Here is a 13652-nt window from a genome sequence, read left to right as displayed (position 1 = left end):
CTACCTCGCTATCCTCAGCGCCGCTCTTGCCTCCGCTGGCGTGGCGACGCGTCGGCCGTGGCGCGTCACCGCTTCACAGGCGAGGGTCACGAGCTCCGCGTTGCTTTTCGCCAGACGATTCTTGTCGATCCTGATGTTATCCTCGAGCCCGGTGCGAACCGCGTCGGCGCCCCGCGACAGCGCCCAGCCCATGACCTCGGCTTGATGGCGCCCGATCCCTGCCGCGGTCCAGGTCGATTTCGGCATCAGCCGCTGTAGCTCGGCGAGAAGAATGTCGAGCACATGCTCATCCGCCGGCATTGCGTTCTTGACGCCCATGACGAACTGCACGTGGGGGTACTCATCGATCAGTCCCGCCTCGATCAGGCGGCGCGCGCCATGCAGGTGCGACAGATCGAAGATCTCGATTTCGGGGCGGATGCCGCCAGCCTTCATGCCGGTGGCGAGCTGCTCGACCAGAGCGGCGCTGTTCTCATAGACGATGGTCGGAAAGTTCACCGATCCGGTCGAGAGAGACGCCATCTCGGGCTTTAGATAGAGCGCCGACCCGCGCGCCGACGGATCGCGGCCGCGCCCTCCGGTTGAGAACTGGACGATCATCCCCGGACAATGCTTCTTGATACCTTCTTGCACCTCGGCGAAACGCTGGGGATCAGAGGACGGCGTTTCGTCGTCATTGCGAACGTGAATATGCGCAAGCGTCGCGCCGGCCTCGAAGGCCGCGTGCGTCGACTCGATCTGCTCGGACGGCACGATCGGCACTGCCGGATTGTCCTTCTTGCGCGGAACGGAACCGGTGATCGCGACAGCAACAACAACGGGATTCATCTCTCAACTCCTTGGCAGGCGATATGCAGTCCGGCGCATACTGGTGAAATTCGAAATCGTGCGTCACGGGACTTCCGTGAAGTCCGCCGCTGCTGACCTATTTGGCCGCAGCGGCAGTCATGTCTCTCATATGCGGGAAGACGGCGATATACGAGATAATTGCGCCATTATCGCGTGACCTCCGCCCCTGGCCGTCAAGTCGGAACCGCCGCGGCCCCGTTCGCGGCCTCCGCGCGCATGCGCTCATAGTCCGCCCTTGGCATCGGAACGGCATCCGGCTTGCCCAGATCGTCGATGCTTATCCGGTACGTTTCCCTGGCAGTCACCGCTGCAAGCGCCGCGATGACCGTGATGCCGAAGGCGATGGCTCCCACGGTCAGCGGGATGTTGGCCGAGCCGGGAGGCGCCACGGTTGCAAACAAAGCGGGAAGCAGCGCGGTGATGGTCGTGCCGATATTCTGCGAGATCGCCATCGCCGAAACCCGGGTGCGCGTCGGAAACAGCTCGGGATAGAAGCTCGGAAAAATCGCGTTGTAGCCCTGATAGACCACGCCCCACATCAGGAGCGACAACAGGATCGCCAACGGCACGTTCTTGATGCTGATGGCATAGAGGTAGCCGAACGCGAGCAGGCCGGAGCAGAGCGAACCGATGATGATCGGGGGCTTGCGGCCGACCTTGTCGGACAGGTTGCCAACGAAGGGAATGACGAACACCGCCAGCATGTTTCCGAGGACCGGAATCCAGAGGTAGACGTCCTTCGCAAAGCCGATTCCGTAGGCGGACTGCACGGCATAGGCTGCGCCGAAGATGGTCGCGACAACCGGAATGACATTCATCAGCGCCATGCAGATGACCCTGAGCATGTCTTTCCAGTTCAGCTTGATGGCCTGAATGATCGGAGCCCGCGGGGTTTCTCCGCGCTCATCCTCCCTGGCAAAAGCAGGTGTCTCGTCAACCTCGCGGCGGATGATGTAGCCCGCGACGATGACGAAGAAGCTGAGCAGGAAGGGAATCCGCCAGCCCCAGCTGTTGAAGGCCTCGTTGGGCATGTAGGCCGCGAGCGGCAGAAAGACCGCAGCCGCAAGGATCTGTCCGGCCTGCACGCCCTGGAGCGTAAAGCTTGCATAGAATCCGCGCCGCCCGAATGGCGCATGTTCAAGGATCATCGAGCTCGCACCCGAGATTTCGCCGGCAACGGCAAAACCCTGCACGAGACGCAAGGTGACGAGCAGGATCGGCGCCCAGATGCCGACCTGCTGGTATGTCGGCAGGATGCCGACGGCCATCGTCGAGATGCCCATCAGGAACATGCAGACGATGAGAACCGTCTTGCGGCCGTGGGTATCGCCCCAGTGCCCGAGAACGAAGGCGCCGATCGGCCGGGCCACATATCCTACACCGTACGTTGCCAGGGATGCGACGATGGCGACGGTGGGATTGTCCGACGGGAAGAATATCTGCGGGAAGATCAGCGACGCTGCGGTCGCGTAGATAAAGAAATCATAATATTCAAGCGCCGATCCAATCCAGCCGCTCGCAGCAGCCTTCTTGGATTGACCCATGTCGTGGATCGCTCGAGCCGTGGTCATGTGCAAGTTTCCTCCGACCTGTTTGCTGGCGTCCCGTGAGCGGGCATCATGGATATGTTGGGCAGCACTGTCCGATCGCTCGGCGGGCTTTCCGCTTGCGTTTATCGACTGCCGGGACGTGTCTGGTTCGCCGCAACAATAGGCTTTCGGCCGGCTAACACAATTACCCAGTTATGCGATAAACCTAACATCATGTTATTCGCGGCGGGCGCACGGTCCGAGCGACGACCGCATCACAGAGCCGGCGTGATCGACGTCGATCACGCATTTGCCATCGACACCATCTCGCGCGTGGATGGGCGACTTGTGTTCAAGCGGCAACAATACAGGGTGGATCTAACGCAGCAAAGCGCTGAGCAATGACGGTCGACGAAAGGTCATTGGGTTTGTGGAATTGCGGCATTGACGAGCAGAACGGCGACATCGTCAAGCCGCCACGTTGCATCAGCGCGCAGCAATGGAACCTGCGTCGGAGCGCTATCCCTCCTGGCCTTGCAGCTCTGACAGAGCAAAGGCCACCCTCTCGCTCCCGGAATTTGCCGCGACATGTTCCATCCGCAACGTCCGGCTACGCGCAATCAACGCGCCAATGCCCTTCACGGCCGCGATCGACAACGCGGCGACTGCCATTCCTGCAAGGATATCGACGAAGTAGTGACCACCGTTGACCGGCGTCGAGACCACCATGGCGCCGTTCCAGAACAATCCGGCCGTTCTCAGATAACGCACCGGCCAGCAAGCCCAGGCATAGAGCACCGCAGTGACGGCATGAAAGCTGGGGAAGGTCAGGACCGGCCCGAGATGAAACACGTCGAGCAGCCGCAACGTGCCGTCGCGCACCGGCGGAATCTCGCGCATCCCGTAATAGTAGCAGCCCGGGACGATATTCGGGAATTCCTCTTCCCTCAATCCAAGCGTGCCATAAACACCCGTTGCCGGGAGCAGCGTGGAAATGACGGTGGTCGCGACCAACGCGATCGCGAAGGCCATGATGAACTCTGCGGTACGTCGTTCACATCCCATGAGGGGAAGGAACACCACCACCAGGAGGATCTGCCACTGAATGGAATTGTAGATCACGGCAAGAGCATTCGCGAGCATCGGCCGATCGTTCATGAAGGCCAGATAGGCGCGAAAATCCAGTCCGAGCAGACGGTCGAACGACAGCAGATTCGCGTCTTGCAGCGGCAGGTTCGCGGCGGCCGCGACGTAGGTGAGCGACGTCAGAACCGGCAACAGCACGGTCATCTGCGCCATCGCAAACAGGCTGAAATAGATTTGCGGCTTGCTCCTCGCCTGCGACGACGCATTGAGACGGCCGATCACTCCGTAAAGGGCCGCACCGCCGAGAACGCTGAGATAGCCGCTGGGCTGCAACCGGAATTCCGTCAACAGAAGACTGACTGAAAGGGCCGTCAGCGCGAACGCGGCGAGCGCCCAGTTGAGCTGATAGAGTTGCAGGCTGACCGTGTGTTCAAGACCTCCCGGTGAACCCGATTTCGCGCCGGCCAATCGTGGGAGACTGTGTCCCGAGCTTGTCCGATCTGTCATGCGGCATTTCCATTCATTTCCGGAGAAATGTATGGCAATACAACCTTTAATAGATTCACAACGAGCGCGTGTACTGCATTGCGGATGCACGCACTCAGGCTTAACGAATTCTTATGCAATTCGAGCAAATGCTGGATTGTCCGACCTCATTCGATCGGACTCAGCCCACCCCCGCGCCACGACACCCTCCGCCGGCTCTCCGCAACCGCACGGAATCCGAATGGAGGCGTATTCAGGCCAGGCTCATTTCATGGAGATCGTGATCGCGCTGAGGTTGGCGGCGACTTCCAGGCCTGCCTTCGGCCCTTGCAGCACGATCGTCACGCCTTTCTCGTTCCGCAAATGGACACCATTGACACCTCCGACCAGGGCGAAGCCGCCGCCGGCCGAGCTATAGGTGCCGGTGAAATCGCTGACCTCGCGAATGCCGGAGGCCCAGCCATCGAGGCGGCTGATCGTGGCGCCAGCCGTAATTCCAAGGCTCAGACCGGACACGCTAAAGGGATAGTTGCGGCCCCGCCAGGTCAGCACGCCGCTGCCGGCGCCACCGCCGACCAAGAGGCCCGCCTTCACGATCTTGACGCGAACGTGGCCGGCGGCCTGTGCGAACGACGGCGTCACCGGAACAACGAAGGCAAGCAATGTCATCGCCGCCAGGCAGCCCAGGAAAAAGCGCCGCGCGACTCTCTTATTGTTTTGCGGCATCGACCTTCTTCCAGGTCTGGTCCGGATTGAACAAGATCATGCGGCTGGCAATGCTTTCGGTGCGCGGACCGAGATCCTTCTGGTAGACGGTCCCGCCGTGATTGACCACGAAGGTCATGACGCCGGAATTGCCGTACTCGGCCGGATAGGCGACGAGCGCGTAGCCGCCGATCATCTTGCCCTTGACGACGTAGTCGAGGGTGCCGCCGGGGGCGTTGGGCCCCTGCCCCTTGAGTATCCTGAAGTAGTAGCCGTGATAGGGCGCGCCCTGGCCTTCCATCCTGTAGCCCTCGCGCGACGCTTCCGCCGCAAATTCGCCGAGCGGGCTTGGATCACTATCATCGCGCCAAAACAGCCCATCCTTCTTGCCGGGCGTCGAGACAATGCGTTGCGCGTAGACACCGACGCCTTCGCCGCGATCTTTCTCGGCGTAGTCATTCTGGGCATCGACATAGGCGAGCGCGGCCTGGATCGCATCGAGCTCGTTACGCCCGATGCGGCGATAGAGCACCTCGATCCGCCCCTCATCCACGTCGAATTCCCAGCCCGTCCTGGAGTTGATCAAGGGAATCGGGAACGGAAAATCGTCCGGGCCGAGCATCAGCGTGGCCTTCTTGTTGCCCTCCGCCTTGATCGCATGCTTGGCATCGTACATCGACGTGAAGCGTTGACGAATGTCGGCGTCGGCGACCTCGTCGCCGGAGGAGACGATGTCGTCGGCATTCCTGCCGAGCACTTTCAGGATATCGCGCGGTCCGCTCTTCACGGCCGCGGCGAGCGCTGCGGCTGCTTCCTCCGGAGTCGGATACGATTGCTGCGCTTGCGACGGCAAGCTGAACAGCGCGAGCGCGATGACGGCCGGCAGAGCTGCACGTTGAAGCGACTTCAGGCCGATCATGGCATCACCTCCGCAGGAATTTTTGCGCCGCCGGCGAGCCAATCGCTGTACGTGTGGAATTTCAGACCGAGCTTTTCGTAGTAGACGCGCAAATACCCGTCGCTGCCGCGGGTCACCGCGTCAGGCATCACGCGCTCGACCTCCTGCGCCATGACGCCGACATAGGCCTTGTGGCTGCCGAGATAGCTGAAGCGGTAATAGCCGAGGCCATTGGCGAGATGACCGAGCAGCACGATGTCGTGCTTCAGCGCGATGTCTGAACGCCGGCCACCGCCGCCGCCACCGCGCCCCCCTCCGCCAAAGCCGCCTCCTCCACCGCCGCGCATCGCCATTCCGCCGCCACCGCCGCGCCCGGCGAAGCCACCACCACCGCCGCCACGGGGCATGCTCGCCATGCTCGAGCGGCCGCGTGCCGATGCTGCGGCAGCCGCTCGGCCGGACGAGACGTTCATGGCGCCGCCACGATTGCCTCCGCCGCCACGGTTGACATTGGCGGCGCGATTGCCCCCGCCGGCGCCGCCGCGGTTGGCGGCCTTCGCGCGGTCGCCACCGCCCTTGGCACCAGCGCGATCGCCGCCACCTTTGGCACGATCCCCGCCGCCCTTGGCGCGATCGCCAGCGCCGGCACGATCGCCGCCGCGATCACCTGCGCGATCTCCCGCTCGGTCGCCCGCGCGGTCCCCTGCACGATCGCCCGCACGATCTCCTGCGCCTGGCCGATCCTGTCCGGGCTTCAGCACCTGCTGACCGTCACGGCCGCGGAAATCCATCCGGTCGGCAGCGCCGGCCTTGATGTTGGTGTTGCCGAAACGCTGCTGCACGTTCACGTTGTTGTAGCGCACGCCCTGACGATGCGCCGGATTGTGCTGCCAGCCATTGGCGATGTTCGTAGTCCGGTGATTGACGTAGACGTTGCGGTTGCCCCAGTTGCAGCCACCGCCCCAGTAGTTGCCCCAACGTCCGACCGCCCAGGCGGTACCGAAAGCGAGACCTGCCGCCACCACGCCCGCGCCGATATAGGACGGATAACCGAAGTAATACGGCGGATACTCGGCATATGGCCACGCGCCGTAAACGGTCGCCGGTTCGTAATAGGGGACGTAAATCGTGCCCGCCTCGGCCGGCTCGATGACGATCACCTGCTTATTGTCCTGCGTCTGCACGCTGACCTTCTGCTGCTTTGTCGTCACCAGCTTCTTGTTGTCATAGGCCTTGGTGCGCAGACGCTGGATCGCATCCATTACGTCGGGCTGTTGCGCGAGGAAGGCGTCGCCGAGGTTCTTGGTCCATTCGAGCTTGTCGCTCATCATGGCCAGGACGTCGGCCGTGCTGGCGAGCGCCTTGATGCTGTCGTCCCAGCCCTGCTTCTCGACCTCGACCCTGAGCGCATCGCCCTTGAGATTTTTGCGCTCCTTCAGCCAGCGATCGGCCTGCACGACCTCCAGCGGATAGGTCGATGCCGCCAGTACATTGGCGAGCAGCTCGTCCGGATAGAGCGCGATCGGCGCGACCAGAGCCTCCAGCTGCTCCGGCTTCAACAGCTCCGCGGCCGGCGGCGCCTGACTTGCTGGCGGCGCCGACGTGCTCGGGGCGGCCGGGGTTTGCGCCGATGCGGCGACAGGCATCGCCATCATCAGCGCAAGCGCAATCAGAGTCCTGCCGCAGCGAAACATCGCGTACCTCCCTTGGCATTTCGGCGGGGAGCATCGGGCTAGGGCAGTTGCGTTCCTTTGACAGAGATCAAAGAAAGCGGATGCACACCGGCTTGTTGCGGCGCGACAATGCGTTACGAAAATTCTCCTTGCTAGCGCGTGAGCGGCAGCTTGATTGTAAGCAGCGCACCGCCCGACAACCTGTTCTCCGCAACGATCTGTCCGCGATGGGCCTCGATGATGGTCTTGGCGATGGCGAGCCCCATGCCCATGCCTTGCGGCTTGGTGGTGAAGAAGGGATTGAAGACGTTCTTGAGATCGCCGGCAGCTATGCCGGGTCCGCTGTCGCCGATCCTGATTTCCGCGAAGGAGCCGGACAGCGCCGTCGTGACGGTCACCTCCCGCACCTTCGCCTCTGCCTCGGAGATCGCGTCAATCGCATTGATGATAAGATTGAGAATAACCTGCTGAAGCTGGACCGGATCGCCCCGGACGCGCACCGCGCTTGCCGCAGGCGTGAACTTCAGCGCGATCCCGTGCCGGTCGGTCACGGCAGTCAGAAATCCGATCGCCTCGCCGACGGTTTCGTTCAGATTGATCTCAGTGATCTCGAACGGCGTCTTCTTCAACACGCTGCGCAGCCTGCGGATTACTTCGCTCGCTCGCTGATCGTCGCGCCTGATGTCGGCGAGGATCTCCCTGATCTCGTCGAGATTAGGCGAAGCCCCCTTCAGCATGAGCTCGGCCGTCTCGGCGTTGGTGAGGATAGAGCCAAGCGGCTGGTTCAATTCATGCGCGATCGACGTCGTCAGCTCGCCGGCCGCCGCGTAGCGGTTGACGTGCGCGAGCTCCGCCAGGCGCTGGCGCGACTCGACCTCTGCGACGCGGCGACGCCAGCGCTCATGAAGCAGGCCGCTGATCAGGCCGGCCTGCACCAGGATCACCGCTGCGATCAACGCCATCTGCCAGCGATAGACCTGCCAAGCACTCGGCTCGCGAAACAGGACCTCACTGCCAGGAGGCAGACTGCTTTCGCTGATGCCCCAGCGCTGCATCTCACGCCAGTCATATCGTGGTGGCGCAAATTGGAGCGTTTCGACCTTGATATTGCCCGGCTTCTCGCCACCGAGGATACGGAGAACAACGTCGACGGTCTTCCGGCTTGTTGCGGCCGTCGAATGCATGGGGCCACCGACGGTTTGGCCATCGAAGAAGGCATCCTGATAGGAAAAGATCGGCGCATTGGCGACGGCTCGCAATTGGCGCAAGGCGATGTCGCCTTCATGCGTGACACCTGCACCGTCGACCGACATCAAACCCCAGAACAAGACCGTGTGCGGCGCAAGCGATGACGCGCGCTTGAGGATATCCTGGAACGAAAGCCCCGAATACCAATCAAACGACACCCTGTTTTCGAACGGCTTTGCGTCCTTCTTGACCTCCTCAAGCCAGAACTTCTCAACGGGAGAGGCCCCCAGCACGACGGCAATCGTCTGCGTGGCGGGCAGGACATGCAGGATGCCGGCAAAAATTGCCTGAAAGTCGTTATGGATCGAGATGACCGTGTCGTTGTCGGTCAGTCCCGTGCGATCGACCAGGCGCTGCTCGACTGCGGTCAGGACCATCGGTGTGTCGGGGAAGAGCTGCTTGCGATACTTCTGGGCGAATCGTGCCGCAGGCGCCCCGACGCTGACGACGATATCGGGCGGGCAGCTCTCGTAGAGCGAGCGCAGATAATCGACGAAGGGCTCTTCAGGACCTGGATTGTTGAACCGCGCCGTCAGGAGCGTGTGCTCCTGAATGTCCAGCGGCCACGGCGCCTGCCTTTCGAGATCAGCCTTGATGGCCCGCGCGAACTCGCTCCATGGACGAAACTCCCGTCCGAAGGAATGAAGCAGTAGCACGCGCTTGGGCTGGCCCTGATCGGCAGCGCTCGCGGGTCCGAGCCCGGCAACGGCCAGGACCAGTACGCACAGACAGAGCCGCGCAGCCGCAGCAATGATCGGGATGCGCCCGCTCATCCTCTTCCTCAGCAGCTTCGACCGGCTGCACCTTGAATCTCATTCTAGCGCAAAACGGCCGACGGCCAACGTCTTTGCGAAGCCCTCCTCGGCGTCAGTGGCCACTCAGCACGAGCGTCTTGATCGGCAGCAGCAGCGCCTGGATGCGGAGCAGCAGCGCGTGCACGAGGCCGACGCCGTCGACGACGTGCAGTGCGATGGCGCGACCCGTGCTGGTGTCCTTTGCGGAAATCTCCTCGTGATTGCTGGTGTAGGCGTTGACGAGGCAGCTGCTCCCCGGTGTCACGCCTTCGAGCCCGCCCTTGTAGAGCGGCTCCAGGAACACCAGGATCGTGCCGGGTTTTGGGCCGTTCTGCGCTTCGAGCAGTTGCTGTCCGGCCTGGAACTGTCCCGCGGCAATGTAGTCCTGCACTGTCGTGACCACCATCGGGATGATGACCCAGGGCCTCGATATGCAGGTCGCCTCCGCCACCATGCCTTCCTTCATTACGCCCGCCTCGATCTGACCGAAGCCAGCCTGGAGAACCTTCCTGCCGGCGCCCTCCGGAATGAGCACGCCCGCCGGTCGCATCAACTGATTGACGACGTCACCCACGCGGATCAGGAATTGCTCGACCCGGCCATCGACCCCGGCGCGGACGATCGTCTTGTCGAGATCGACCTGGGCCTGATCGAGAGCAGCCTGGGCGCTCGCCTTCTGGGCCGGCAGGAGTGTCGACACCTGCAAGGCAGCCGATTCCTTCACGGCGGTCGCCGCATCGATCCCGGCCTGCCGTTGATCGACCAGCACCTGGAGCTTTTCGATGTCACGTTGCGGCACGATGCCGGGGTTGCGGCGCTGCAGTTCGGACTTGGTGTCGAGCTCGTCCTTGGCCTGCTGCCAGTTGGCCTTGGCTTCCTGGATCTGGGCCTCGGCCTTGACGACATCGGACTGCGCCGACGTCATCGCGGCATCGACCTCGGCGACCTTCCTCCGAGCGGTCTCGTAGGCAGCCTGTTGCTTGGAGCTGTCCAGCGTGAACAGCACGTCGCCCTTCTTCACCTCCTGGCTGAAGCCGACCTTCACCTCCGCAACCCGCCCCGATCCCTCGGGCAGGATCGGCACGGTGCGGAAGTAGAGCGTCGCCGAGTCCGTCGCCGGATGGAAATAGAAGATCATGGTGATCAACGAGATCGTGAGCATCAGGCAGCCGGTGATGCCCCAGCGCAGCTCGTACCAGACAGAGAAGAACGTGATCTCCTTGCCGAAACGTTTGCCCTGGACATAGCGGCGGTAGAGATAGTCCGGCACGATGGTCAGGAGAGAGCAGAACATGAGCTCAAACATGGCTGTGCTCCTTCTCCTTCGCGGCACCGGGCTTGTCTGCCGGTGGCGGGCCGACCGCATCACCGCTTTGTGAGGTCGATGTGGTCTCGCCGGCCTCTCCGGGCGTCGCATCGGCGATCTTCTCGACGGAGTCGGCGATGCTGCGCAGCGGCGTGCCGAAGTCTGGGATGTCGATCAACGCAAGCAACAGGCCCGCCACCCAGAAGACATGCATATGGGTAAAGAGTGAAATCAGGCCGAGCACCGCGACGAATTCGAATTGCAGCTTTTGTGATTTATGTGCCATCCGCTCGGGCAGGCTGTGCAGCTTCCAATACAGCGTGCCGACCCAGAGCACGGTGCCAATCAGGAATATTCCCATCACCACCATCAGCGGGTCGACCCCGCTTCCAGGCGCGAGAAAGAACGGGAGATGGTGCGGAGCCATCGGATGAAGCTGGTCGTTCAATGGTCACTCCCCAATCTGGAGCCGAGTTGCGCATTGCGTTGCAGCCACATTGACTACCCCAGTATGGATTTTGCTTGATTTGAATCAAGGGAAGGCTCGCCGCCAAGCCTAGCTTTCCGCGAACGCCGAACTGCCAACACCCAATCAGGAGCCGTCAGCCATGCCCGGCCTCGATGATCTCATTCCCAGTGCCACGCAGATCCGCAAAGAAGCAGCCCTCAAGGAGGCCCAGAAGGCCGAGGAATATGCCCGCCTTGCCGCCGCCGCCGATGCCGAAAAGCACGCTCTGATCGAGCGGCTGACCAAGCCGTCCGGCAAGACCGAGGAGGAGAAGGTCAAGCTCGCCTCGACCATCATCCAGCGTGCAGTGCGGAACGGCCTGACCGAGGTCCAGGTCTATCGCTTCCCCAACACGCTGTGCACCGACAAGGGCCGCGCCATCAACCAGCGGGAAAAGGGTTGGGAGAACACACTGACCGGCATCCCCAAGGAAATCTTCCAGCTCTGGACCGACCATCTGAAGCCGCGCGGCTATCGTATCGCCTACCAGATCATCGATTTTCCCGGCGGCGTCCCCGGCGATATCGGCGTCACCATCTCCTGGGGAGACGATTGACGGCCCCCCAGCCGCATTCGAGCTGAACAGCGAAAGGACGGGCATGGCCAAGGGCAAGGACAAGGACGAAGCCGACACGCGAATGAAGCGCAAGGAGTACGAGAAGGAGCTCGAAAAGCTCCAGGTCGACCTTTGCCATCTCCAGGATTATGTGAGGGAGAAGAAGCTGCGGGTGATCGTCCTGTTCGAGGGGCGGGATGCCGCGGGGAAAGGCGGCACCATCAAGGCGATGACCGAGAAGGTCAGTCCGCGCGTATTTCGCGTCGTCGCCCTTCCCGCGCCGTCGGATCGCGAAAAGACCCAGATGTTCTTCCAGCGCTACATGGAGCAGTTTCCGGCCGGCGGCGAGATCGTGATCTTCGACCGGAGCTGGTACAACCGCGCCGGCGTCGAATATGTGATGGGCTTTTGTACGCCAGCCGAGCACGATCGCTTTCTCGCTCTCTGCCCACAGATGGAAAAATACGTCATCGAAGGCGGCATCATCCTCGTCAAGATCTGGCTCGAGGTCGGGATGGACGAGCAGGAGCGCCGCTTCAGGGCCCGCATCGACGATCCGGTGCGGCAGTGGAAGCTGAGCCCGATGGATCTGGAATCCTACCGGCGCTGGTACGACTACTCGCGGGCGCGCGACCTGATGCTCAGGAAGACCAGCACGAAACACGCGCCCTGGCACATCATCCGCTCCGACGACAAGCGGCGGGCGCGATTGAACTGCATCGCGCACTTGCTCAAGTCGATCCCCTACAAGCGCGTGAAGAAAGACAAGATCACGCTGCCCCCGCGTTCGGACAAGGGCCGCTACAACGACCAAGCCAGCCTGCGTGGCCTGAAATTCGTCGAGGAGCGCTATTGAGCGGATCAGGCCGCGTGGTGGCGGCCTGATCCGTCTTTGCCTCAATAATTATACGGATATTGCTGCGGACAGACCCAACTGCCGTAGGAGTCCTGATAGCAGCCGTTGTTGTTGTAGTTGTTGTTGTAATAGCCGTACGCACCGTATGCACCGACCGCTGCGGCTCCGAGGGCGGCGGCGCCATAAGCGGGTCCGCGCCAGCCATAGCCATAGCCCGGACGATAGCCGGCGATCGGACGCCCCGGATAACCCGGCCGGCCCGCGATCGGACGACCGGCGATCGGATGGCTCGGACGCACTCCTCCGGCGACGCGATAGCCGCCACCGCCAATACTTCCAGCATGAACGGCGCCGGCCCGCATACCACCACCGTGGAAACCGCCACCACCACCGCGGAAGCCGCCACCGCCACCACCGCCGCCGCGGCGCGCGAAGGCATCATCCGGAACGAGGCAGGTCGTGAGAAGAACCAACGCCGCAATAGCAGCGAGAAGATAACGAAGCATGGCGTATCCTCCATTGATTGGGGTGCCGTCGTTCGCTCTTCGATGATGCCGCGCGACAAGCGATCAGCACCCGACGACAACGTCGGGTGCTGATCATGTTAGAACTTGACCTAGATCAACGGAACCGGAGTATTTGAACAGAGCGCTGTGTTCCGCCGGGCCGAGTGGGCGCTGCTCGATCACCGAGAGCTATTTCAGCCTGATGGTGACTCCTCCGACCGCAGCCGACACTTCGGCACCGACTTTCGGCCCGGTGAGTTGCAGGATCACGCCGTTGGCGTTTTGCAGCTGAACGGCACCGGCGCCTGCGGCAACCGCGCCGCCCGCTCCACCCGCCGCGTATGAGCCCTCAATGGAGGCTGGCCCCTTGAGATTGAGCGCTCGTCCGACAAATTTTGTCGTCGAGGCGCCAATCGTGAAGCCGACGCTCATGCCGGAGACCGTGAACGGATAATTCTTGCCCCGGAAGTGGAGCACACCATCGCCGCCGCCGACCCCGACGATCAGTCCGCCTTTCGTGAAGACGACGGCGACCTGGCCGGTCTCGGCCCGTGATGGCGTGCTGAAACCGGCAACGCCTGCGAGCAGGGCGACCAGAGCGGCGCGGATGGCAAGTTTTTTCATGACTTTGGTTTCTCCTTGGGTTTTGACG

Annotated in this window: 13 protein-coding genes; 2 read left to right on the top strand and 11 right to left on the bottom strand. The window is 62.4% G+C overall.

All coding sequences use genetic code 11. From position 1 onward, the window contains the following. The 9 genes from Q3C01_RS30400 to Q3C01_RS30360 all read right to left on the bottom strand — a co-directional run bounded on the left by Q3C01_RS30400 (position 1) and on the right by Q3C01_RS30360 (position 11001). A complete protein-coding gene (locus tag Q3C01_RS30400) occupies positions 1-828 on the bottom strand; it encodes a 3-oxoadipate:acetyl-CoA acetyltransferase (RefSeq protein WP_458148975.1) in 828 nt (275 codons plus the stop codon). Positions 829-1022: 194 nt separating this feature from the next. Next, positions 1023-2420, bottom strand: coding sequence for an MFS transporter (locus Q3C01_RS30395; RefSeq protein WP_458148974.1), 1398 nt, complete (start codon positions 2418-2420; stop codon positions 1023-1025). Between the two features lie 477 nt (positions 2421-2897). Then, on the bottom strand, positions 2898-3971 hold the full coding sequence (locus Q3C01_RS30390) for a phosphatase PAP2 family protein (protein WP_458148973.1): 1074 nt from the start codon (positions 3969-3971) through the stop codon (positions 2898-2900). Positions 3972-4214: 243 nt separating this feature from the next. Beyond that, positions 4215-4676 carry a hypothetical protein gene (locus Q3C01_RS30385; RefSeq protein WP_458148972.1) on the bottom strand — a complete coding sequence of 154 codons (462 nt, stop codon included), beginning with the start codon at positions 4674-4676 and terminating at the stop codon, positions 4215-4217. Continuing rightward, complete coding sequence (locus Q3C01_RS30380; RefSeq protein WP_458148971.1) at positions 4660-5574, bottom strand: DUF2950 domain-containing protein; 915 nt, start codon at positions 5572-5574, stop codon at positions 4660-4662. Before Q3C01_RS30380 ends, Q3C01_RS30385 begins: the two co-directional genes overlap by 17 nt. Further along, positions 5571-7247, bottom strand: coding sequence for a DUF3300 domain-containing protein (locus tag Q3C01_RS30375; protein ID WP_458148970.1), 1677 nt, complete (start codon positions 7245-7247; stop codon positions 5571-5573). Before Q3C01_RS30375 ends, Q3C01_RS30380 begins: the two co-directional genes overlap by 4 nt. Positions 7248-7378: 131 nt before the next feature. Continuing rightward, complete coding sequence (locus Q3C01_RS30370; RefSeq protein ID WP_458148969.1) at positions 7379-9247, bottom strand: sensor histidine kinase; 1869 nt, start codon at positions 9245-9247, stop codon at positions 7379-7381. Between the two features lie 94 nt (positions 9248-9341). Further along, positions 9342-10574 (bottom strand): HlyD family secretion protein, encoded by a 1233-nt coding sequence (locus tag Q3C01_RS30365; RefSeq protein ID WP_458148968.1) that lies wholly within the window; start codon positions 10572-10574, stop codon positions 9342-9344. Then, positions 10567-11001 carry a hypothetical protein gene (locus Q3C01_RS30360; protein WP_458148991.1) on the bottom strand — a complete coding sequence of 145 codons (435 nt, stop codon included), beginning with the start codon at positions 10999-11001 and terminating at the stop codon, positions 10567-10569. The genes Q3C01_RS30365 and Q3C01_RS30360 overlap by 8 nt, the downstream gene beginning before the upstream one ends. 181 nt (positions 11002-11182) lie before the next feature. Between Q3C01_RS30360 and Q3C01_RS30355 the strand changes: the two genes are divergently transcribed. Continuing rightward, the gene (locus Q3C01_RS30355; protein WP_458148967.1) at positions 11183-11638 is read left to right on the top strand and encodes a hypothetical protein; all 456 of its coding nucleotides are present in this window, start codon (positions 11183-11185) and stop codon (positions 11636-11638) included. Between the two features lie 43 nt (positions 11639-11681). Further along, a complete protein-coding gene (ppk2, locus tag Q3C01_RS30350; protein ID WP_458148966.1) occupies positions 11682-12494 on the top strand; it encodes a polyphosphate kinase 2 in 813 nt (270 codons plus the stop codon). 41 nt (positions 12495-12535) lie between these two features. On the opposite strand, the gene Q3C01_RS30345 is transcribed toward ppk2, so the two are convergent. Together Q3C01_RS30345 and Q3C01_RS30340 are read right to left on the bottom strand one after the other, a co-directional pair. Then, positions 12536-13000 carry a hypothetical protein gene (locus tag Q3C01_RS30345; RefSeq protein ID WP_458148965.1) on the bottom strand — a complete coding sequence of 155 codons (465 nt, stop codon included), beginning with the start codon at positions 12998-13000 and terminating at the stop codon, positions 12536-12538. A gap of 189 nt (positions 13001-13189) precedes the next feature. Continuing rightward, the gene (locus Q3C01_RS30340) at positions 13190-13624 is read right to left on the bottom strand and encodes a hypothetical protein (RefSeq protein ID WP_458148964.1); all 435 of its coding nucleotides are present in this window, start codon (positions 13622-13624) and stop codon (positions 13190-13192) included. Between the last annotated feature and the right edge of the window lie 28 nt (positions 13625-13652).

Source organism: Bradyrhizobium sp. UFLA05-109 (assembly GCF_054185165.1).
This window is presented reverse-complemented; position numbering and strand designations above follow the sequence as displayed.